18 protein-coding genes are annotated in these 22755 nt (G+C 65.7%); 12 read left to right on the forward strand and 6 right to left on the reverse strand.

The features are described from left to right. The gene (locus LQ564_RS02325; RefSeq protein WP_231056470.1) at nucleotides 1–2049 is read left to right on the forward strand and encodes a ribonuclease catalytic domain-containing protein; all 2049 of its coding nucleotides are present in this window, start codon (nucleotides 1–3) and stop codon (nucleotides 2047–2049) included. A 1-nt stretch (nucleotide 2050) separates the two neighbouring features. Here the strand turns inward: LQ564_RS02325 and LQ564_RS02330 are convergent, their stop codons facing one another. The 4 genes from LQ564_RS02330 to LQ564_RS02345 are packed head-to-tail and all read right to left on the reverse strand — an operon-like array spanning nucleotide 2051 to nucleotide 9132. Continuing rightward, nucleotides 2051–2311 carry a PAAR domain-containing protein gene (locus LQ564_RS02330; RefSeq protein WP_231056471.1) on the reverse strand — a complete coding sequence of 87 codons (261 nt, stop codon included), beginning with the start codon at nucleotides 2309–2311 and terminating at the stop codon, nucleotides 2051–2053. An 11-nt stretch (nucleotides 2312–2322) separates the two neighbouring features. Continuing rightward, nucleotides 2323–4104: a type VI lipase adapter Tla3 domain-containing protein gene (locus LQ564_RS02335; protein WP_231056472.1), complete on the reverse strand. Its 1782-nt coding sequence runs from the start codon at nucleotides 4102–4104 to the stop codon at nucleotides 2323–2325. Beyond that, the gene (locus LQ564_RS02340) at nucleotides 4101–6389 is read right to left on the reverse strand and encodes a T6SS effector phospholipase Tle3 domain-containing protein (RefSeq protein WP_231056473.1); all 2289 of its coding nucleotides are present in this window, start codon (nucleotides 6387–6389) and stop codon (nucleotides 4101–4103) included. Before LQ564_RS02340 ends, LQ564_RS02335 begins: the two co-directional genes overlap by 4 nt. A 10-nt stretch (nucleotides 6390–6399) precedes the next feature. Continuing rightward, nucleotides 6400–9132, reverse strand: a complete 2733-nt coding sequence (locus LQ564_RS02345; protein ID WP_231056474.1) for a type VI secretion system Vgr family protein — start codon at nucleotides 9130–9132, stop codon at nucleotides 6400–6402. Nucleotides 9133–9358: 226 nt separating this feature from the next. Between LQ564_RS02345 and LQ564_RS02350 the strand changes: the two genes are divergently transcribed. The 6 genes from LQ564_RS02350 (at nucleotide 9359) to LQ564_RS02375 (ending at nucleotide 16483) form a co-directional block, all read left to right on the forward strand. Then, nucleotides 9359–10207 (forward strand): TonB C-terminal domain-containing protein, encoded by an 849-nt coding sequence (locus LQ564_RS02350; RefSeq protein ID WP_231057352.1) that lies wholly within the window; start codon nucleotides 9359–9361, stop codon nucleotides 10205–10207. Between the two features lie 2 nt (nucleotides 10208–10209). After that, nucleotides 10210–11019: a shikimate dehydrogenase gene (gene aroE / locus LQ564_RS02355; RefSeq protein WP_231056475.1), complete on the forward strand. Its 810-nt coding sequence runs from the start codon at nucleotides 10210–10212 to the stop codon at nucleotides 11017–11019. Between the two features lie 17 nt (nucleotides 11020–11036). Beyond that, on the forward strand, nucleotides 11037–11759 hold the full coding sequence (gene mtgA, locus LQ564_RS02360; protein WP_231057353.1) for a monofunctional biosynthetic peptidoglycan transglycosylase: 723 nt from the start codon (nucleotides 11037–11039) through the stop codon (nucleotides 11757–11759). Between the two features lie 96 nt (nucleotides 11760–11855). Continuing rightward, nucleotides 11856–12821: a magnesium/cobalt transporter CorA gene (gene corA, locus LQ564_RS02365; protein ID WP_231056476.1), complete on the forward strand. Its 966-nt coding sequence runs from the start codon at nucleotides 11856–11858 to the stop codon at nucleotides 12819–12821. A 205-nt stretch (nucleotides 12822–13026) separates the two neighbouring features. Continuing rightward, nucleotides 13027–15210, forward strand: a complete 2184-nt coding sequence (locus tag LQ564_RS02370; RefSeq protein ID WP_231056477.1) for a TonB-dependent siderophore receptor — start codon at nucleotides 13027–13029, stop codon at nucleotides 15208–15210. Between the two features lie 13 nt (nucleotides 15211–15223). Next, nucleotides 15224–16483 (forward strand): PepSY-associated TM helix domain-containing protein, encoded by a 1260-nt coding sequence (locus tag LQ564_RS02375; RefSeq protein WP_231056478.1) that lies wholly within the window; start codon nucleotides 15224–15226, stop codon nucleotides 16481–16483. 122 nt (nucleotides 16484–16605) lie between these two features. On the opposite strand, the gene hemL is transcribed toward LQ564_RS02375, so the two are convergent. Next, nucleotides 16606–17898, reverse strand: a complete 1293-nt coding sequence (gene hemL / locus LQ564_RS02380) for a glutamate-1-semialdehyde 2,1-aminomutase (RefSeq protein ID WP_231056479.1) — start codon at nucleotides 17896–17898, stop codon at nucleotides 16606–16608. A gap of 18 nt (nucleotides 17899–17916) precedes the next feature. Beyond that, the gene (gene thiD / locus LQ564_RS02385) at nucleotides 17917–18720 is read right to left on the reverse strand and encodes a bifunctional hydroxymethylpyrimidine kinase/phosphomethylpyrimidine kinase (RefSeq protein WP_371873412.1); all 804 of its coding nucleotides are present in this window, start codon (nucleotides 18718–18720) and stop codon (nucleotides 17917–17919) included. A gap of 93 nt (nucleotides 18721–18813) precedes the next feature. On the opposite strand from thiD, the gene LQ564_RS02390 reads away from it, so the two are divergent. The 5 genes from LQ564_RS02390 (at nucleotide 18814) to LQ564_RS02410 (ending at nucleotide 22735) form a co-directional block, all read left to right on the forward strand. After that, on the forward strand, nucleotides 18814–18966 hold the full coding sequence (locus tag LQ564_RS02390; RefSeq protein WP_029755924.1) for a rubredoxin: 153 nt from the start codon (nucleotides 18814–18816) through the stop codon (nucleotides 18964–18966). Between the two features lie 145 nt (nucleotides 18967–19111). Then, nucleotides 19112–19507, forward strand: coding sequence for a response regulator (locus LQ564_RS02395; RefSeq protein ID WP_231056481.1), 396 nt, complete (start codon nucleotides 19112–19114; stop codon nucleotides 19505–19507). 40 nt (nucleotides 19508–19547) lie between these two features. Then, the gene (locus LQ564_RS02400) at nucleotides 19548–19934 is read left to right on the forward strand and encodes a response regulator (RefSeq protein WP_288378652.1); all 387 of its coding nucleotides are present in this window, start codon (nucleotides 19548–19550) and stop codon (nucleotides 19932–19934) included. Further along, a complete protein-coding gene (locus LQ564_RS02405; protein WP_231056482.1) occupies nucleotides 19931–20449 on the forward strand; it encodes a chemotaxis protein CheW in 519 nt (172 codons plus the stop codon). Before LQ564_RS02400 ends, LQ564_RS02405 begins: the two co-directional genes overlap by 4 nt. Nucleotides 20450–20497: 48 nt before the next feature. Next, complete coding sequence (locus LQ564_RS02410; RefSeq protein WP_231056483.1) at nucleotides 20498–22735, forward strand: methyl-accepting chemotaxis protein; 2238 nt, start codon at nucleotides 20498–20500, stop codon at nucleotides 22733–22735. Nucleotides 22736–22755 lie beyond the last annotated feature (20 nt).

Here is a 22755-nt window from a genome sequence, read left to right on the forward strand (position 1 = left end):
ATGAACGTATTTTTTGAAGAGTCGGGCGACTTCAAGGTCGGCACGGTGCTGTCGCAGGCCGGCGAGGCCTACCAGGTGGAGCTGGCCAGCGGCAAGCGCAGCAAGGTCAAGGCCAAGGACGTGCTGATCCAGTTCGCGACGCCGGAACCGGAAGCCCTGATGACGGCAGCGAAGGCCATCGCCGCCGAGGTCGACCTTGACTTCCTGTGGGAAGTCGCGGGGCAGGAGGAATTCGGCTTCGCGGAACTGGGTGCCGAGTACTTCGGCCACGCGCCGCTGCCGCCCGAAGCCGCCGGCCTGGTGCTGGCGCTGCACGCCGCGCCGATCTACTTCCACAAGAAGGGCCGCGGACGCTACAAGGCCGCACCGGAGCAGACGCTGAAAGCGGCGCTGGCCGGCATCGAGAAGAAGAAGCAGCAGGCCATCATCCAGGCCGGCTACGTCGAGGAACTCAAGGGCGGCAAGCTGCCGTCGTCGATGCAATCGATCGTGCACCAGCTGCTGTTCAAGCCGGACAAGAACACCATCGAATACAAGGCGCTGGAAGCGGCCGCCAACGAACTGCAGACCACCGCGCCGCGCCTGATGCTGAACACGGGCGGCCTGGCCTCGCCCAAGGACCTGCACATGGCGCGCTTCCTGTTCGAGCACTTCCCGCGCGGCGCCGGTTTCCCCGCCGTGGACGTGCCGGCGGCGCCGGGCGACCTGCCGCTGGCCGACGTCGCCGCCTTCTCGATCGACGACGTGACCACGACCGAGATCGACGATGCGTTCTCGGTGGTGAAGTTAGAGGACGGCACGGTCCGCGTCGGTATCCACATCGCCGCGCCGGGCCTGGGCATCCGTCCGGACGACGCCATCGACAAGATCGCGCGCGCGCGCATGTCGACCGTGTATATGCCGGGCGATAAGATCACCATGCTGCCGGACGAGGTGGTCAACGCGTTCACGCTGGCCGAAGGCAACGACTGCCCGGCGCTGTCGCTGTACGCGGTGCTGAACCCGGCCGACTGGACCGTGGTCTCGACCACCACCCGCGCCGAGCGCGTGCCGGTCAAATCGAACCTGCGCCACAACGACCTCGACGCCCTGGTCAACGAAGAGACCCTGGCCAGCGGCGAGGGCGAGTATCCGCACAAGGAAGAGCTGGGCCTGCTGTGGCAGTGGGCGCTGCAGCTGGAAGCCGGCCGCATGAAGAAGCGCGAAGCCTTCGGCCTGAAGCCGGAGCAGGCCAACCGCGTCGACTTCAACTTCTACGTCGACGATGACGTGGTATCCATCGTGCGCCGCAAGCGCGGTGCGCCGCTCGACAAGATCGTCGCCGAGCTGATGATCTTCGCGAACTCCACCTGGGGCAAGCTGCTGCACGACTCGGGCGTGCCGGGCATCTACCGCTCGCAGGGTCCGGGCGCGGGCGGCTGGAACGCCAAGATCCAGGTCCGCATGGTCACCCACGCGGCGCCGCACCAGGGCTTGGGTGTCGACCAGTACGCGTGGAGCACCTCGCCGCTGCGCCGCTACACCGACCTGGTGAACCAGTGGCAGATCCTGGCCTGCGCGTCGAACGGCGTGACCGCGCCGCTGGTGGCGCCGTTCAAGCACCGCGATGCGACGCTGTTCGCGATCGTCTCGAGCTTCGATGCGGCCTACGCGGCCTATAACGACTTCCAGCAGAACATGGAACGCTACTGGTGCCTGCGCTGGCTGGGGCAGGAACAGGCCAAGCAGGTCGATGCCGTGGTGCTGAAGGACGAGATCGTGCGTTTGGTCGACATTCCGCTGGTGGTGCGCCTGGCCGGCATGCCGCAGGTGGCGCGTGGGGCGCAGGTCAAGCTGGACGTGATTCGCTGGGATGAAGTCGATCTGTCGCTGGAGGCGCGGCTGCTGGAAGTGGCGGCGGTGGCGCCGGGTGCGTCGGTTGAACTCGACGAGGAGGAGGGCGATACGGGTGAAGCCGCGCTGGCCGAAGTCGTGGAAGCCGAGGGCGTGGTCGCCGCGGTCACGACCGAGGAAGGCGTCGAAGTTCCCGCGAACGCGGGAACCAATTGAGTTAGCTGCAGGTCAGGCGCGGATCGGCCGGCAACAGGGTCGCGCCGCAGCTTGTCCGGTGCCCCTCGTAGGCAACACGCACGCCGCCGATGGTATGGCGTGCTTCCCCCTCCACGATGCTGCCCTGGCCATGGATTGGACAGCTGGTCTTGTCGCCCACCCGGGCGACGGGGCCGCCGCCCACCGTGAAATGGGTCGCGGCGACGCTGACGACCTTCCCGCCATGACTGGTGGCGTCGTTCAGGCGGATGATCTTGCGCATGCCGCTTCCTTCTAATGGTAATTGCCGGGATCGACGGCTGGCGTGCCGCGATGCGCGAACACGTCGCCGCCGCGGGGATGCTTCTGGGTCTTGCGCTGCTCGTCCGTCGGAGGACTGATCAGGACGATGCTGGCTTCATCCTCGCCACGCAGATTGACCGCCGCGCTCACGCCGCCGTCGCGGTAGCTGCCCATCACGCCGATCGCCATCTGCACGAACAGGGTGGCGGCGCCCGTGTCGCCCAGGCGCTTGTCGGTATCGATGAACTGGGCTGACTTGTTCGTATCCATCTCGGGACCGCCGGCAGCCGCCTGGGCATCGAGCACGCCGTGCAGGGCAATCAGCTGCTCGGCCTTGCCGCCGGTGGCGGCGATCACGCGCGCCGGTGCGTCCTTGCGCCGGCCTTCCGGCAGGTTCTGGAGCGCGGCCTGCCAGCCGGCCTGCAGCAGCTTTTGCCGCTCGGCGCGCCGCGTTACCGGTTTGCCTTCCGCATCATTGAATCGGACGAAGACCGGGCGGTGCAGGTAGCCGAGGGTGGGCAGGCGGTCGAAGGTCGATAGCTGCTCGCGGTTCCAGGGTATCGGAAACCAGGGGGTCGGTTTCCATTCTTTGGGCGGGTAGTGCTTGAAGGGGTTCACAGTGGCTAACATGCCGCTGACGCCCACACCGCGCAGGTCAGGGCGCTGGCTGAATGCGGCAGCGGCTTCGAGCCATTCGCTGATCAGGGGCTGACGCTCGACTTCTCCGTAAAGTTGCTGGTGCGTCATGTCGGCGCCGACTTGGGATGGGGTCTGAAGAGCATGCTTGCGGATCCAATTGGGTACCGCGAACAGCAGCTGGCAGTACATCCAGCGAAACTCCTTCTGCACGAACTCATTATCCGGATCGTCCCATACGAAAGGTCGCACAGGATCAACGCGCTCGCGCCGCGTCAACACGAAGAGAGCGGAAGCATCCGGCTTTTCGGTGACATAGTTGCCATCCTTGAGCAAGGGCGGTGCATCGTTCGGCTGGTTGCTTTCGCGCGTGCCTAGGCTGTCTTCCGAATTCAGTACGATGTAGGGCACATCCGGGTGGGCGTCGAAGAAAGCGAATACGTCTTCGAGAATGCGGTCGGGCTGCTCGCCGAAGCGGCGAGGGCCGACCACGAACAGGTGCCAGGCCATACCGGATTGAATTGCACCGCCTGCCAAGCCCGACAAGGGAAGCTCGGGACTGTCCCTGCGCAACGCATTATGCGACTCCTGTTGGGCGTTGAAGACGGGCACCGCAAAATACATCGGAGTGAACGATGCGCCGTTCTCAAGCGCATCGCCGCCACGTTCGCCGCCAATTCCATCCTTGTCGAGCGCGCTCCAGGGATATTTGCTGGGATCCTGCTCGCGGATGGTAGCGTAAGGATTGCCGGCCTGGATCGCCTCCCATAACTTGCCCTGCCGGTACTTATCCAGAGTAACGCCTAGCCCAATTACCTCGAGAACGTATTCGCGCTTCTGCTGTTCGCTCAGACTCGCCGCCTGAGTCCGCTGTGTGTCAGCCTGTCGGATTGCCTTATCGCTTTTCGTGGCATTTCCCCAATGTGCGCCAAATAGGCCAGCCACTAACACAAATGGCCCAAGGATCCACCACAAGATTCGATTGCCCATTGTCTGTTCTCCCATAATCAAGCTTTCCGGTTCGATTACCGTCATCACGAACACAGTCCATATCGGGATCAGGAACACCAGCGTCAGTACGGCGCTGGTGACATACACGCCAGCCCTGCCCCTGACGCTCCTGTCATTGCTGTTCATTTCCTCTCCTTGTTTTCGCCTGGCTTAGCTGTGACACGGTCGCCTGCCACCGTTTCGCAGATGACAAGCTTCGGCAGCCCGACATGCAGGCCGGGCACGCAGGCCGGTAGTTCGCCGGAGCTGTAATAAACCGAGTTGCCCTTGATGAGCTCCTTGCGTGCAGGATTCTCTGTTGCCCAGTAGGCACCGAAGAGCGTTTCGAATTTTTCCCAACGCATGATAGAGCGACGCCTTTCGGCATTCAGATCGGACTGCAACCTCCAGTCCGCCACTGCGCACAGATACGCATAGAACGCCGGATCGCTCGATGCCTTCCCGCCGCCGATAGCGAGGTCATAGGCCGTCACGTTCTGGTGATTTTTTACACTCCCGAAGATCGACCCGTGGAACGATTTCGGGCTGACTTCGTTCTGCCAGCGCCTGCGCGCGTCGTTCGGACTTTCCTGGATCTGAGCCATGACCTTGCCATTGGGAAGGCGGGTGGCTCCCAGCACGCGGCGGCGCGCGTTTTCGCCATCCTGGTCGAGCTTGTGCTCGCGGTTGTAGCGCTCCTCGATGCGCTTGCAGTCTGCCGGCGCAAGCACCTCGAACTGCTGCGGGTAGCGCGGAGCGCCGGAGGGATCGGGAACCTCTTCGTATCTGGAGTCGAGCCCCTTGCCGCTGGTGACAGCGATCGCCGCGTCGATCGGATCGACTTCTTCGCATGGCCCCTGGTCCTCGACGGCCACCTTGGCCTGCTTCGACCCTTTCGGGATATTCTTCGGATCGATCTGGCCGCTGCCGCGCAGGTCCGCCAATACCGGCGTGTGCAGGGCTTCGCCATTGATCGTGCGCAGGCCTTCGCGCTTGTCCGCCTCGGATTTCATGAAGTCCAGCATGCCCGGCTTGGCCGGCCATGCCACCTCAGGGTGATGCGTGCGCAAGGTCCGGTTCGCGTCAGCCACGTGTGCGTGGTCGTCCTCGCCATCCACGCGCAGGGCAAAGTCGTGGGGGGCCTGTCCGACCAGCACAGGAGCGACGGCCTTCTTCACCGGGTCGTGGCGTTGTTTGGCAGTGAAGACCCGCTGGAAGAAGCCTCGCCCCAGCTCCGCCAGCGGCTTACGCTGATGCACTTCCGTCGCGACCTGCCTGGTCGAATTGCCCCGGTCACCATGCACCGGGCCTCGCCCATCTTTGTGTACCGCCTTGCCGCTCATGAAGTCAGGAACGCCTTGCCAGCCGATGCCTTTCATATTGTCCAATGCTACCGTCATGTCCTCGGGACAGAAGTAGAGATAGACCTTTCCCCGGTTGTCGCGGTCGGCGCCGGCACTCCACTTGGCACCGACCATGCCGTGGTGTTTCGCATGGTCGGACAGCGCGGCAAAAGCGGGAGTCGTATGCTTGCCGGCGGTGACGCCTTGTACGATGTTGGCCAGCGTGCGCAGACGTGCGTCGAACGTCTGGCGTGACCTTAGGGACGCATAATGCCCCTCCATGGCACGGTCAGTTCCGCTCTTGACGATCTCTGCGATGCCCAGGTAGCTAGCATCCTCTTCGAGGCTATAGGGCGGATGGGTCAGGACCAGGGTGTCGGCCGGGCGCTTACCCTCGTCGAGCAGGTAAGCCTGGGCCAGCAGGCTGACCAGGCAGCCCTGGCTATGGGCAACGATGTTGACTGCTTCGTTGTTGTCATAATCGCGGATCATGGCGACCAGGGCGGCCAGCCGCTTGGCCGCCAGCACCATGTACATGCGACCAGGTGCGCTATACACCGGACGTATCGGATCGCCCCCCACGTCCATCGGTGAGCAGATACCGCGGTTCCACATGTCGGGCAAGGTACTGGTGGCATTGGCGAACGGGCCGCCGCCCTTCGACAAGTCCTTGTCGAGGCGGTTTCCATAGCGGTCGACGCGTTGCCCATTCTTCGTTCCGGCTTCGCTGCGCACTTCGCGATAGCCCCAGTAGAACGGAATCATCGGGCTGTGGGTCGCGTCCTGCATGCTGCGCTTGAAGAATACCGCGTCAGGATCGGCCTCGACCACGTTCTTGTCCGCTGCAGTCGGCATGCGGTAGCTGCCCGGTACGAAGCGCCCCGGCTTGCCGTGCAGGCGCATGTCGAGGCCCGCGCACAGCCCTTGCTCGACCGCGCCGAAGCCGGTGCCGACGTCGTTGACGCCGTGGATGACAATGACATTGCAGGGAAGGTCGGGGCGTACGTCGACAGTCTTGTCCGACTTGCGTCCGCATTGCAGCACGCTGGCATCCTGTCCAATACAGCTGGCCTGTCGTGGGTAGCGCATGATGTGCTCCTCAGGTTTCGTCGCTCAGGATGCGGATGCGCGCGATGTGCATCGCATCGCGTTCCAGCAAACTGGTCTTGCCGGAAGTGTCGCTGGTTCCGCTCAAGATGCTGCCGTCGCTCAGTGCGATCTCGTAGCGGCGGTTGGCGGCGGCCACCGGGTCTTCGCCGTGGGCGCCGTACTTCAGCACGAACTTCTGGTCGGGCGCGCTCTTGTCGAAGACCGGTAGCTCGGTCGCCATCGTGGCCGGGCCGTCGAACGGAAACTTCGCGCCATGGTGTTTGATGTCGCCTTCGGTACCGAGCGTGATGCCGCCGCCGATCTTGATGAACGAGCCGTCTTCGGCGATGAGCTGGATTTCTTTTGCCATCACGACGACCTTGCCGTCCGTGGCCGTGACCCTGACGTTCTTCGCGGAGTTGAGTTCGGTATCGTCGTGCTGGCTCTGGAGCAGGAACTTGCCCTGATGGGCGATGGCCTTGATGCCCCCGTGGTGCGCGAACAGCGACACGCCTTGTCCCGCGTTCAGGTTGAAGCGCTGGCCCGCCGTGAGCTGGAGATGCTGCTGGGCGACGCTGTCGAGATTGCTTCCCGCGTAGCTGACCAGGGCCTTGGACGTGGCGAAGCTGATGCCCTCCGGCGCGCTCAGGCCGATGACGGCGCCGCCGCCGCCCTGGTCCTTGGGAGCGACGTTGCTGCTGTTCTCCCAGCTGTCCAGCTGTTCCTTGAGCTGGGCGAGCGGTTCGGCGTCGAGCGCCATGGCCTGGTGTTCGGCCGCGTAGCTTCCCAGGCTTTGGCATTGCTCCAGGCATTGACCCATCAGGGACAGGAATTCCGCGCGCGCCAGCTGGCTGTCGACCGCGTTCAGGCGTTTCCATGCACTGAGCAGGATGCCCTTGGCCGCGCGGACGGCCACATGGTCGTCGCTGCGTAGTTCCGCGCCTTCGCCGCGTGGCTCCGCCTTGCCATCGCTCCGAGCATGGCGCAATTCACCAAGGTTGAGTTGGCTGTGACCATGCTCGCTTGCTAGCTGGATGCTGATCTGGCCCGGGGTATCGTCCATGCGCAGCTGGTTGTAGCGACGACCGCCGATTTCGCGGCTTTTGATCCCTGACAGGAACCGGTTGCCCGGCAACGTGCCCTGGTGCGTGAAGTCCGGCGGTGGCGTGCGCGCCCCGTGGACCCGGCCGATGATGACCGGCTTGTCCGGATCGCCTCCGAGGAAGGCCACCAGGCACTCGTCGCCCGCGCGCGGCAGCGAGATCGCGCCGCAGTGGTCGCCGGCCCAGGAACTGGCCACCCGTATCCAGGCCGAATCGGTGTCGGTGCCCGATGCCCCTGCGCCCTGGGCATGCAGGTGGTCGCCCGGGCGGCAGGCCGGGAAACGCACCTTGACCCGGCCATGCTGGTCGCAATGCACTTCCTCGTCCGTCGGCGCGACCACGATCACGCTTTGTACCTGCACCTGCGGAAGGTCGACGCGCGGGTCGAAGGCGGGCACGATGGGAATGCCGCGCCGTACGCAACTGAAGCGGTTCACGTAACGGCCGCGTTCCGTGCCGGCTCGCACAGATCCCTCGTCGAGGCGGCGCCACTGGTTCCGGGCAAACAGACGCATGATCCGGTCGTTCAGGGACGTGGGCAGGTTGTTCTCCGCCTCGATGCGCAGGTCAGTCAGCACGAACTCGCGCTCTTCTCGAGGATGCGTATCAAGTTCGGCATGGTCTTCGACGCCGATCCATTGGCCGACATTCAGGTCACGCACGCTGCTCTCCGCCTCGAACACCTTGGCGACGTACTCGTGATGCTCCATGCGCAAGGTCGCAAGATCGCGGAAATCGCGGGGATCGTCGCCGGCATGGGGGGTAACGGCCAGGTAGTCGTCCAGGTTTGCGGCGAAGCGGTTGCCACGCGCGCCCTGGTCATGCCGGCCCGGCACAGCGATCTCCGATCCCGAGGACTGCTTGTAGTCCCAGCTATGACGTGTGACATTCGCGCAGCCCAGCGAACGAAGCGCATGCCATGCGGTGATGCTGTCGCGCGCTTCGGTGCCGTCGTCACGGTGATAGCGGACAGTCCCCGCGCTGGCTTGTGTGAGCGCGCGCGGATCGTCGAACAGCACCAGCCGGTGCCCGCGTACCACATCGCTGCCCAACCGTTCGCCGGCCTCGAAGAACCACGCCAGCCCGCGTTTCTTCCATAGACGGCGCAGGAAAGCGGCGTCGGATTCGTTGTACTGCATCGTGAACTCACGGCGTGGGTAGCTTGTCTTTGCCAGGACCCGAAAATCGAAGGCGCCAGCCAGGACCGGGTTGTTCTGCAAGCATTCGCGCAGCAGGACATGGGTGATGTCGACTTCGCTGGAGTCGCGGAACACCCTTGAGTTGGTACGCGCTTCCATCAAGGCCAGCGCATCGCGGACGACCAGCTGGAAGGTCGCCAGCCCGCCGTCGCTCTCACCCTCTGCCGCATGTGCAACGATTCCGCAAACCGAGTGCAGTTCGCCGCGGTCGGTAACGATCTGCAGTTCCGCCGCCATGGCGTTGAACATCTTGAGCGGCAAGCCTGCCCTGGTGGCAACGCAGAGCAGTCGATATTCGAATCCACCGCAGATTGTGGTGTGCCCTTGTACGTGCTGGACCAGCAGGAGGTCGTCGAGCACTCCCTGTTCACCTGAAAGGCGCAAGCGCAGGGGACGGTTTGCATTGCTCAGTGTGTCGGGTGGCAGTTGCATAGAAGTCATGGGAAGCTCCACCGATCAAATCGAAATGGTGGAGCAACCCTACGAAAATGCTATTGACTGCTGTCAATACATCGGTAGGGAGCCCGACGCATGATGCGTCACTGCCTGTCGCAGCCGCGCCCCACAATCTCCCCGCCTCCGCAGTTGCAGGTTAGAATGCCCCATCCTGATTCCCTAGCCCGTCCGGGCATGCGCAGTGAAGTATTTGCAGAACAATCGCCCCCTGATGATCGCCCTCGGCGTCTCCGTGCTCGCGCACGCAGGCCTGCTGGCCGTGCGTTTCGCCGCGCCGGACGCCTTCCGGCAGCAGCCCGCCGATCCGGGGCTCGAAGTCATCCTGGTCAACGCCAAGCACGCGAACGCGCCGAGCAAGGCCGATGCGCTGGCCCAGGCCAGCCTGGAAGGCGGCGGCACGGCCGACGCGGGCCGCGCCCGGTCCCCGCTGCCGGACCTGCGCAAGATCGAGAACGGCGAAAGCATCAAGGCCCTGCAGCGCCGCATCGCCGACCTCGAGCAGCGCCAGCAGAACGTCCTGACGCAGGTAAGCAAATCCACCTTCACCGCGCCGCCGAAAACCGAGCAGGACAAGCCCGACCCCACCCGCCTTGGTGCCGACGCTTTCGACACCAGCCGCGCCATTTCGCGCGCGGCGGCCGAAGTCATCGAGCGCATCGAGGACCAGAACAAGCGCCCCAAGCGCACCCAGATCACGCCCAGCACGCGCCAGGTCGGCTATGCGCTCTACTATAAAGAGATGCAGAAGCGGATCGAGGAAGTCGGCACGCTCAACTTCCCGCAGCAGGGCGGCAAGAAGCTGTACGGCGAGCTGGTGGTCTACATCCCGATCTTCCAGGACGGGACCATCTATACCAAGGACGGCGGCCCGCGCATCGAGCGCAGCTCGGGCAACCCGGCGCTGGACGCGGCGGCCCTGCGCATCGTGCGCCAGGCCGCGCCCTTCGGGGGCTTCCCGGCGAACATGCGCACGCGCGGCAAGGACGACCTGTGGGAAGTGATCACGCGCTTCCGCTTCACGCGCGAAGAGACCATGCAAGCCGAATTGCGAGGCAATTGAGAATGACGGATAAATACTGCGTGATCGGCAACCCGATCGCCCACAGCAAATCCCCCGAGATCCACCCCGTCTATGCGGCGCAGACCGGCCAGGACCTGGTCTACGAACGCTGCCTGGCGCCGCTCGACGGCTTCGAGGCCACCGTGCAGCGGCTGGTGGCGGAGGGCTACCGCGGCGCCAACGTCACCTTGCCGTTCAAGCTCGAGGCGGCGCGCGTCTGCACCCGCCTGGAAGAACGGGCGCGCGCGGCCGGCGCCGTCAACACGCTCAGCTTCGCGAACGGCGAGATCGTCGGCGACAACACCGACGGCCCGGGCCTGGTGGCCGACATCACCCGCAACGCCGGCGTGAGCATCCAGGGCAAACGCGTACTGCTGCTCGGCGCCGGCGGCGCGGCGCGCGGGGCGCTGCTGCCCTTGATCCAGCAAGGCCCGCGCGAGATCGTCATCGCCAACCGCACCGTCGCCACCGCCGAAGGATTGGCGCAGGATTTCGGCCGCTACGGCATCCCGATCACGGCCAGCGGTTTCGCGGATGTGGAGGGCAGCTTCGACATCGTCATCAACGCCACCGCCGGCAGCATCGCCGGCGACGTCCCGCCGGTTGCGCCGGGCGTGTTCGGCCCGGACGCGCTGGCATTGGATATGATGTACGGAAATCAACCCACCGTCTTCATGGAATTTGCCGCCAGGCACGGCGCCGGCGTGCGCGACGGCCTCGGCATGCTGGTCGAGCAGGCCGCCGAAGCCTTCGCCATCTGGCGCGGCGTGCGTCCCGACACCAGCACCGTCATGAAGAAAATGCGCCCATGAGCACAACGACCATCAGCATGCCCGCGACCAAAAAAGCGGCGGGAAAGAAGACCTCGCGCCGCTGGCTCAAGTGGATCATCCTCGGGCCGATCCTGCTGGTGCTGCTGGTCCAGCTTTACTTCTTCGTCATGGTCTGCTGGTACGCGGTGTTCAATCCCGGCTCGACCAGCTTCATGCGCCAGCAGCTGTCCGAGCTGCGCGAAAAGAACCCGAACGCCCAGCTCAAGCACGAATGGGTGCCCTACGAGCGCATCTCGAACAACCTGAAGAAGGCGGTGGTGGCGTCCGAGGATTCGCGCTTCGCCGAGCATGGCGGCGTGGATTGGGAGGCGCTGGAAAAGGCTTATGAGCGCAATAACAAGCGCAGCAAGGTGGTCGGCGGCGGCTCGACCATCACCCAGCAGCTGGCCAAGAACCTGTTCCTGTCCGGCTCGCGCAGCTATCTGCGCAAGGGGCAGGAGATGATCATCGCCTTCATGCTGGAGACCGTGATGAGCAAAAAGCGCATCCTCGAGGTCTACCTGAACGTGGTCGAGTACGGGCGCGGGGTATTCGGCGCCGAAGCCGCGGCGCGCTACTATTACAAGACCGCGGCCGCCAACCTGAACCCCCAGCAGGCCGCGCGCCTGGCGGTGATGCTGCCCAATCCGCGCTACTACGACAAGCACCGCGCCACCAATTACCTGGTGCGCCGCACCGCCCTGATCCAGCGCCGGATGCGCTTCGCCGACCTGCCGTAGGTTCCTGGCGACGAAATTGTCGGTACGGGGTGGCCGCGCGCGCTGCCGGTCGGTTACACTTGCGGAAATTTTCGAACCCCGGCCGAGAAACAGCGCATGATCAACGTATTTGTCCTACAAAATGGCCGCTTGAACCAGGTCAGCGTCGAGTCGCGCGAGGACCTGGAGAACGTGACGCCGGTCTGGGTCGACCTCAACGAGCCCACCGACGAAGAGCGCATCCTGGTCAAGACCACCTATGGCGTGACCCTGCCGGGCGAGGACGAAGTCTCGGACATCGAAGCATCGGCCCGCTACTACGAAGCGGAAAACGGCGACCTGCACCTGCGCACCGACTTCCTGCTGGAAGAAGAGGACGGCCCCTCGCGCGTGGTCACGGTCGCCTTCATCCTGTCCGGCAAAATCCTGTTCTCGGTCCATAACGACGACCTGCCGGTGTTCCGCCTGGTGCGCCTGCGCGCGCGCTCGCGTCCCGGTTCGATCGAAGACTATATGGACGTGCTGCTCGACCTGTATGCGACCGATGCCGAGTATTCGGCCGACGCGCTCGAGGGCATCTACGAGGCGCTGGAAGAAGTCTCGACGCGCGTGCTGCAAAAGGAATTCACCGACCAGGACGCGGCCGCCGCGCTGAACGCGATCGCGCACGAGGAAGACTTGAACGGCCGCATCCGCCGCAACATGATGGACACGCGGCGCGCGGTCAGCTTCCTGATGCGCGGCCGCCTGCTCAATTCCGACCAGTTCGAGGAAGCGCGCCAGATCCTGCGCGACATCGAGTCGCTCGACGGCCACACCTCCTTCCTGTTCGACAAGGTGAACTTCCTGATGGACGCCACTGTCGGCTTCATCAACATCAACCAGAACAAGATCATCAAGATCTTCTCGGTGGCCTCGGTCGCCTTCCTGCCGCCGACCCTGATCGCCAGCATCTACGGCATGAACTTCCGCGTGCTGCCGGAAATCGACTGGACCTTCGGCTATCCGTTCGCGCTGGGCCTGATGGTCACCTGCGGCATCGCGCCGCTGTGGTACTTCCGCCGGCGCGGCTGGTTGCGCTAAACGGTGAAATAAAATTTCAAAAAGGAACGGGCGGTGAAATTTAATTTCACCGCCCGTTTCGTTCGTGGATACGAAACACGGCATGGCATTTGTATAAATACATTGACAAGTGAATGAGAATTGTTATCATTCGCGTTCAGTAACATGGTGCGCCGCACAAGCCGAGCTTGCCGGGCGCCGCTTTCCACCACTTGTCGAGATTCCCATGACCATCCACGCCCGCAGCACCTTCCGGCTGAACCGCCTCGTTTTCCTCGTCGCCGCCTCCCTGTCCCTGACTGCCCAGGCGGAAGAAGCCGACCAGACCACCGGCATCCAGCAAGTGCAGGTCAACGCGCGCAAGATCGGCGAGACGAGTTACACCGCCGGCAGCGCGCGCAGCGCCACGGCGCTCGACCTGTCGCTGCGCGAGACGCCGCAGTCGGTGTCGGTGGTGACCTTGCAGCGCATCGAAGACCAGAACATGCAGACCGTGACCGACATCGTCAACAACGTGATCGGCGTCTCGGTCAACCAGTACGAGACCAACCGCGCCGGCTTCACCGCGCGCGGCTTCGACATCGACAACCTGCAGATCGACGGCATCCCGGCCACCTGGGACCAGGCCTGGAGCGCCGGCGAAGTGGCCGGCAGCCTGGCGCAGTTCGAGCGCGTCGAAGTGGTGCGCGGCGCGACCGGTTTGATGACCGGCGCCGGCAACCCCTCGGCCGCGATCAACCTGGTGCGCAAGCACGCGACCAGCCGCACGCTCACCGGTTCGGTGGAGGCGGGCATCGGCCGCTGGAACGAGCGCCGCCTGCTGGGCGACGTGTCGACGCCGCTGAACGCGGCCGGCACCGTGCGCGCCCGCGTGGTGGGCGAGTACACCAAGTCCGACAGCTGGGTCGACCTGCTCAAGAACGAAAGCAAGACCTTCTACGGCGTGATCGACGCCGACCTCGGTCCTCGGACACTGCTGTCGGCCGGCGTCAGCCGCCAGGACCTGGACCCGCGCGCCGGTATGTGGGGCGGCCTGCCGTTCTGGTACAGCGACGGCTCGCGCACCAGCTGGGACCGTTCGAAGACCACCGCGGCCGACTGGGTCAGCTGGGCTTCGCGCTACGACAACGGCTTCATCACCCTCGAACACGGTTTCGACAACGGCTGGAAGCTGCGCGCCAGCGCCAACCATTCGAAACGCATCGGCGACTCCTACCTGCTCTACCTGTCGGGCATCCCGAACCGTGTGACGGGCGGCGGCATGAGCGACTTCGCCGGCTCCTACTACACCACCACCAAGCAGGACGACTTCGGCCTGCAAGCCAGCGGTCCCTTCGAGCTGTTCGGCCGCCGCCATGAGGCGACCTTCGGCTACACCCGCATGTCGCAGAAGTTCAACTCCAACAACCGCGCGGCGGACTTCGGCAGCGTCGATCATTCGGTGCGCGACTTCAACGCTTGGGACGGCGCCGCCTATCCAGAGCCGTCCTGGGGCCCGCAAACCTTCTACGAAAGCGCCGAAACCACGCAATCGGGCCTGTACGGCGTGGCGCGCTTCGCCATCACCGATCCGCTCAAGCTGATCGTCGGCGCGCGCGTCACCGACTACGAGAAGAACGGCCGCGGCCTGTGGACGGCGGCCTACGCGATCAAGCACGAGAACGAGGTCACGCCCTACGCCGGCCTGGTTTATGACCTGGGCAACAACTGGTCGGCCTATGCCAGCTACACCGACATCTTCCAGCCGCAGAACCGGAAGGACCTGGCCGGCAATATGCTCGAGCCGATCGTCGGCAAGAACTACGAGCTGGGCGTGAAGAGCGAATTCTTCGGCGGCCGCCTGAACGGGTCCTTCGCCGTGTTCCGCATCGAACAGGACAAGCTGGCGCAGGAAGCCGGCCGCATCGACCGCGACGGCGCCGGCCCGCTGCTGGAAGAAAGCTACTACCGCGCCGCCGAAGGCGCGAAGAGCGAAGGCGTCGAGTTCGAGCTGTCGGGCGAACTGGCCCCGGGCTGGAACGCCACCGCCGGCTATTCGCAGTTCCGCGCCAGGGACGCCAGCGGCGCCGACGTGAACAGCATCTACCCACGCCGCCTGCTGCGCGTGTTCACCACCTACAAGCTGGCGGACGCCTGGAGCGGCCTGACGGTCGGCGGCGGCGTGAACTGGGAAGGCCGCACCTGGACGATCGACCCGGCGGCGCCCGCCGGCAGCAACGGCCTGATCGAGCAGGGCTCCTTCGCCCTGGTCAACCTGATGGCGCGCTACGAGTTCAGCCCGAACCTGTCGGCCCAGTTCAACGTCGACAACCTGTTCGACAAGAAGCACTTCGGCATGTTCGCCGCCTACGGCGCCCTGACCTGGGCCGCGCCGCGCAGCGCCTCGCTGTCGCTGAAGTACCGTTTCTGATAGGGGACCCGCCATGCGCGCTTTCTGGACCCTGGTGCACCGGTATGCCGGATTGATCACCGCCGCCTTCCTGTTCGTGAGCGGCGTGACCGGCGCCGTCATCTCCTGGGACCACGAGCTGGACGACCTGCTCAATCCGCACCTGATGGAAGCGCACACGCCGGGCACGGCGCAGCCGGCGCTGGCATTGGCGCGGAAGGTCGAGGCGCAGTATCCGGAGGTGCGGGTGTCCTATGTCCCGCTGCATCCGGAACCGGGCCGCTCGCTGGCCCTCGGCGTGTCGCCGCGCTGGGATCCAGCAGCGAACGCCATGACGAAGCCCGGCTTCAACCAGGTCTTCCTCGACCCGGTCACCGGCGCGGAACTGGGCAAGCGCGAATGGGGCGCGGTGTGGCCGATCAGCCGCGAGACCTTCGTCTCCTTCCTGTACCGGCTGCACTACACCCTGCACATCCCCGAGATGTGGGGCATCGACCGCTGGGGCATCTGGCTGCTGGGCGTGATCGCGATGATCTGGACGGTGGATTGTTTCGTCGGCTTTTACCTGACCCTGCCGGTGCGCAGGAAAGCCGCGACGGCGGGCGGCAAGTCCTGGGGCGAGCGCTGGAAACCGGCCTGGAAGGTGCGCTGGAAGGGCGGCTCCAGCAAGCTCAATTTCGACCTGCACCGCGCCTTCAGCCTGTGGACCTGGGCGCTGCTCCTGATCCTGGCCTTCACCGCCTTCTCGCTGAACCTCTACAGCGAGATCTTCTATCCGGTGATGAAGACGGTGTCCGAAGTGACGCCGACGCCGTTCGACACCCGCCCCATGAAGCTGGGCGCCGACGTGATCGAGCCGCGCGTGGCGTTCGACAAGGTCGTGGACACCGCGGGTGCGGAAGCGGCGGCCCGGCAGTGGGAAGCGCCGGTCGGCGGCGTGTTCTATTCGCAGGAATACGGCATCTACATGGTCAGCTTCTTCGAGCCGGGGAACGACCACGGCACCGGCGGCGTCGGCCCGCCGATCCTGTATTACGACGGCGTGAACGGGCAGTTGCTGGGCGAGCGCCAGCCGTGGAAGGGCAGCGCGGCGGACATCTTCGTGCAGGCGCAGTTCCCGTTGCATTCGGGGCGCATCCTGGGGATTCCGGGGCGGATCCTGATTTCCGTGATGGGGGTGGTGGTGGCCATGCTGAGCGTGACCGGGGTGATTATCTGGTGGCGGAAGCGCAGGTCGCGCAAGGCAGTCGCGACCCAGCGCGTATCGGAAGAAATGAAGGAAGTGTTAACCTGAAGACCGTCGTACGCGCCACTGGCGCCTACGACTTCCGGCGAAGGCCGGAACCCAAGTTTGCATGCGTACCAGCTGCTCAACGACATTGGGCACCGGCCTTCGCCGGTGCGACGGTCTTGCGGCTAACCGATGCGTTTGAATACGCGGCGTGCTGCTTCGATCGTTTCGTCGATCACCGCGTCGGTATGCTGCGCCGACACGAACCCCGCTTCGAACATCGCCGGCGCAAAATACACGCCTTCGTCCAGCATGCCGTGGAAGAAGCGATTGAAGCGCTCCTTGTCGCCCGCCATCATCTGCCCATAGGTCGACGGCACGTTGTGATTGAAGTAGAAGCCGAACATCCCCCCGACCGCATCGCCGCAGAACGGAATGTCCGCTTCCTTCGCCGCCTCGGTCAGCCCGTTCACCAGGCGCTGCGCCGCCGCCCCCAGCCGCTCGTAGAACCCCGGCTCCTGGATCAGCTTCAGCGTCGTCATCCCTGCCGCCACAGCCACCGGATTGCCCGACAGCGTGCCCGCCTGGTACACCGGCCCGATCGGCGCCATCTTCTGCATCAGTTCCGCGCGCCCGCCGAAGGCCGCCACCGGCAGGCCGCCGCCGATCACCTTGCCCAGCGCGGTGAGATCCGGCGTAATGCCGTACATCTCCTGCGCGCCGCCGAGGCCCACGCGGAAGCCGCACATCACCTCGTCGAAGATCAGCACCGCGCCATGCTCGGTGCACAGCTCGCGCATGCGGGTCAGGAATTCCGGCGTGGCGCGGATCAGGTTCATGTTGCCGGCCACCGGCTCGACGATCACGCAGGCGATGGTGTCGCCCATCGAGGCGAAGGCGTCTTCCAGCTGCGGGATGTTGTTGTAGTCGAGGACCAGGGTGTGCTTCACGAAGTCTTCCGGCACGCCGGCGGACGTCGGGTTGCCGAAGGTGAGCAGGCCGCTGCCGGCCTTCACCAGCAGCGAATCGGCGTGGCCGTGGTAGCAGCCTTCGAACTTGACGATCTTGTCGCGGCCCGTTGCGCCGCGCGCCAGGCGCAGGGCGCTCATGGTCGCCTCGGTGCCCGAGGACACCAGGCGCACCTGCTCGATCGACGGCACCAGGCGGCAGAGCTCTTCGGCGATCTCGATCTCGCCTTCGGTCGGCGCGCCGAAGGACAGGCCATTCGCGGCCGCATCCTGCACCGCCTTGACCACCTTCGGATGCGCATGGCCGACGATGGCCGGGCCCCAGGAACCGATATAGTCGATGTAGCGCTTGCCGTCCGCGTCCCAGAAGTAGGGGCCTTCGGCGCGGGTGATGAAGCGCGGGGTGCCTCCCACCGAGCGGAAGGCGCGCACCGGCGAGTTCACGCCGCCCGGTGTGGTCTGCTGGGCGCGGGCGAACAGCTGGTCGTTCTTCGAAGTATGTTCAGTCATGGTCTCTTGGAGGGCAGGTCAGGCCCGGTAGAATTTATTGGGAATGAATTTGCCCATGCCGAAGCGCTGGGCGTGTTCGAGGGCGCCGTTGGTGTAGTCCTGGGCGGCGAACAGCGCCTGCGGCGCGTCCATGCCATGCGCCATCAGGGCGGTGAAGGCGGCCGAATAGGTATTGCCGGCGCCCACAAAAGGCCCGGGCAGGTGCTGCCACTCGACCTTGGCCACCACGCCGTCGGCGTCGAACAGGGTGTTCGAGCAGGTGCCGGTTTCGTCGCGGGTGCCAGTGACCAGCACGTACTGGCAGCCGGCATTGGTGAGTTCGGCCACGTCTTCCAGCAGGGAGCCGTCGTTCGCGGCTTCGCGCCAGGTCTCGGCCATGCGGCCCAGTTCCGACTGCGACAGCATCAGCACCGTGGTCTGCGGCGCGAGGATCGAGCGGATCGCCGACAGCATCTCCTCGTCGGCCAGGCCGGAGTCGGGCAGGGCGGTGAGGAATGGGTCGAGGATCAGCGGGGCGTCCGGATAGTCGGACACGATCTCGGCGATCGCCGCCAGCTGCAGGACGTTGGCGACGGCGCCGACCTTGAAGGCGGCCACCGGCATGTCCTCGAGCAGGACTCTCGCCTGGTCGGCCATCCAGTCGCTGTCGACTTCGTGCAGGTTCTCGACCTTGGCGCTGTCCGCCACGAGGATGCCGGCGACCACCGACAATCCGTGGCACCCGTTGGCGGCGAAGGCGGCCAGGTCGGCCTGCACGCCGAGCGCGCCGACCGGGTCGGACACGCCAAATGTCAGGATAAGGGGTAACGTTTGGTTTTGCACGGCTGCTGCATGTAAGATACGCGACTCTCCATTCTACTAGATACAAGGACGTATATTGTGAGCACTGAATCGACGGCCCCATTCCAGACCTGGATGTGCCTGATCTGCGGCTGGGTGTATGACGAGGCCGCCGGCGCCCCGGACGACGGCATCGCCCCGGGCACCCGCTGGGCCGATGTCCCGATGAACTGGACTTGCCCGGAATGCGGCGCGCGCAAGGACGATTTCGAGATGACGGCTATCTAAAATGGCAATCAAATCAGGCAACTAAGTTGCCTGCGCAGCACGTCAGTTTGCAAGTTATTACCAAAGAGTTGACGTGCTGCAACACTTTTCGCACAAGCCAAACCCCCTGTGCTATCTTGACGTTTCATGCTGAAGTGAAACGAAAATGACGATATCGCCGCAATCGACCGGCCTGACCATCATGGTGATCGACGACAGCAGCACGATCCGCCGTTCCGCCGAAATCTTCCTGACCCAGGCCGGTTACCACGTAGTGCTGGCGGACGATGGCTTCGATGCGCTCGCCAAGATCAACGACCACCACCCCGCGCTGGTGTTCTGCGACATCCTGATGCCGCGCCTGGACGGATACCAGACCTGTGCCCTGATCAAGAAGAGCGCGCGCTTCCACGCGACGCCGGTGCTGATGCTGTCGTCCAAGGACGGCCTGTTCGACCGTGCGCGCGGCGCGATGGTCGGCGCCTCGGCCTATCTGACCAAACCGTTTTCCAAGGACAGCCTGCTGGCCGCGGTGCGCGAGCACACGGCGGACAAGGCCTGATCCACCCATGCAGTCCGAACACCGAACACCGGAGCCCAACGTGGCCATACACAAGATCCTGATCGTCGACGATTCCCCGACCGAACGCTTTTATCTGACCGACATCCTGGCGCGCGCCGGCTATGAGGTGAGCACCGCCGTCAACGGCGAGGAGGCGATCGACAAGATCCGCGCCGAGCGCCCGCAACTGATCCTGATGGACGTGGTCATGCCCGGCGCGAACGGCTTCCAGGTGACGCGCGCCATCGCCCGCGACCCGGACCTGAGCGCGGTCCCGGTCATCATCTGCAGCAGCAAGAACCAGGAGACCGACCGCATCTGGGGCATGCGCCAGGGCGCGCGCGACTACCTGGTGAAGCCGGTCGACCCGGCGCTGCTGCTGGGCGCCATCGCCACGCTCGACGCGCAAGCGGCCGCAGCGGCATGAGCGACACCGGCGCCGCACGCCGCGCCCGCCTGCGCGAATACCAGGAGCAGCTCCTCGAGCGCATGCAGGCCGCGAAGAGCGGCAGCGGCGCGCCGATCCAGCAGCTCGGCCTGCAGGTGGGCGGCACCCGCTACCTGCTCGACCTGCTGGAAGCGGGCGAGATCGTCGCCCCGGTGCCGCCGGTGCGCGTGCCGCTGACCGTGCCCTGGTACCTGGGCCTGGCCAATGTGCGCGGCACCCTGGTCGGCGTGGTCGACCTGGCGCGCTACCTGGGCGAGGACGGGGCGGCAGGCGCCGGCCCGGCCACCCGCATGATCACCTTCGCGCCCGTGCTGGGCGTGAACTGCGCGCTGCTGGCCGAGCGCGTGTTCGGCCTGCGCCAGGCCAGCGGCATGACGCGCGACGGCGACGCCCTGGTCGACGCCGACGGCCAGCGCTGGACCCCGCTTTCGCTCGCGGCGCTGGTGCGCGAGCCTCGTTTCCTCGATGTGACACAGCCACCAGAACCACAATAACGACAGCAGGACTAGGGAGCCGGTATGGGATTCGCCACGAAACTCAGCATGAACGTATTCTCGAAGGAAGACCCGGACGGGGACTCCGTCCTGACCGCGCCCGATACGCAGTTCGGCCCCGGTGCGTCCCCTGACGGCCAGGTGCACGGCTCGGCCGAAGCGGCCGCGCGCCGGCTCGGCAACACCCGTGCGCGCCGGCCGCAGATCGTGGCCGACGAGGACGAGAACCTGCGCCTGCCCCTGATCGGCCATATGCCGCTGGCGCGCCAGCTGCGCCTGGTGCTGGTCGCCTTTGTCGCCGGCATCCTGCTGACCGTGACCGCGATGTGGCAGGACGGCGCCCACACCGACGTGGTCTCGCAGCAGGGCCAGCTGGCGGCGGACGCGCTGATGCACTCGCAGCGCGTGGCCAAGGCCGCGCCCAACGCCCTGCGCGGCGAGGCCACCGCCTTCGTCGAACTGGACGAAAGCCGCGCCGAACTGGGGCGCCTCCTGACCCTGCTGGCGCGCGGCGGCAAGTCCGGCGCCCTCGACCTGCCGCCCGCCTCCGGCCAGCTGGCGGCCATGCTGGCCAAGGCGCGCTCGGGCTGGTCGGCCTCGAACGCGGCCGCCAGCACCATCGTCGGCAACAAGCGCCACCTGATCGGCTTCGGCGCCAGCGTCGACCGCCTCGACGCCCTGGTCCCCGACCTGCAGCTTCTCGCCGACCGCCTGCGCGGCGGCAGCGCGCGCGACGCCGCCGCCGGCGAGCGCCTGGCCGCGCTGAGCGAACGCCTGCCGGCCGCCGCCCACGCCTTTTCCAGCCCCGGCGCCGCCCACGGCGACGCCGCCAGGGTCGTCACGCGCGACAGCGCGGAACTCGGCGCCCTGCTCGATTCCCTGAGCACCGGCCCGAACCCGGTCGCCGACATCGACCTGCGCGAGCGCCTGGCCGCGGCGCGCATCCTGTGGAAGTCCTGGCAGGAAGGCGTGGCGCCGCTCGCCACCAATATGCACAACTTCGCCGCCGCCCGCACCGCCGAGGAAGTCGTGGCGCGCGACAACGAAGGCCTGCGCGCCACCCTGGCCAAGGCCCAGGCCGAGTACCGCGCCACGCTGGCGGTCAAGAGCAGCTGGTTCTGGGTGCTGGTCGGCGCCTCGGTGTTCACCCTGGCGATGGGCGGCAGCTTGAGCCGCGTGATGCTGCAGGACTCGCGCAACCGCACCCGCGGCGCCGAGGCGCGCCGCCAGGAAGCGGAAGCGATGCGCCAGCTGGCCCAGGCCAAGGAAGAAGAAGCCAAGGCCACCAACGACCAGAACCAGGCCGCCATTCTGCGCCTCATGAACGAACTGCAGGAAGTGGCGGACGGCGACCTGACGGTGCACGCCACCGTCTCGGAAGACATCACCGGCGCGATCGCCGACTCGGTCAACTACACGGTCGAGGAATTGCGCGGCCTGGTGCAGCGCGTCATCAAGACCGCCGAGCAGGTGACCCACGCTTCCGGCGGCGCGCAGACCGTGTCGAGCGAGCTGCTGGGCGCGGCCGAAGCGCAGTCGCGCGAGATCCAGGACGCCTCCAGCACGGTGCTGCGGATGGCGACGCAGATTTCCGACGTGTCGCGCTCGGCGACCGAATCGGCCGACGTGGCGCGCCAGTCGGTGGCGGCGGCGGAGCAGGGCGCGCAGGCGGTGCAGAATGCGATCCTGGGCATGAACGAGATCCGCGAGCAGATCCAGGAAACCTCGAAGCGCATCAAGCGCCTGGGCGAATCCTCGCAGGAGATCGGCGAGATCACCGACCTGATTTCCGACATCACCGAACAGACCAACGTGCTGGCGCTGAACGCGGCGATCCAGGCCGCATCGGCCGGCGAAGCGGGACGCGGCTTCTCGGTGGTGGCGGAAGAGGTGCAGCGCCTGGCGGAACGCTCGGCCGAATCGGCCAAGCAGATCGGCGCGCTGGTGCGCACCATCCAGGCCGACACCCACGACGCGGTGGCGGCGATGGAAAAGTCGACCCAGGGCGTGGTCGAGGGCGCGCGCCTGTCGGATGCGGCGGGCGCCGCGCTGTCCGACATCTCGCGCGTGTCGAACCGCCTGGCGGAGCTGATCCAGGGAATTTCGCTGGCGGCCGAAGAACAGGCGACGTCGGCCAACGGCGTGGCCCATAATATGCAGCACATCCTGTCGGTGACCGAACAGACCCAGGGCGGCACGCGCCAGACGGCGCAGTCGATCCATGAACTGGCGCTGCTGGCGCAGGAGCTGAAAGATTCCGTGTCGCGCTTCCGCGTCGCGGCCTGAGACAAGCACTTACGAGCACA

This window comes from Massilia phyllostachyos (genome assembly GCF_021044825.1).
Taxonomy (GTDB): domain Bacteria; phylum Pseudomonadota; class Gammaproteobacteria; order Burkholderiales; family Burkholderiaceae_D; genus Telluria; species Telluria phyllostachyos.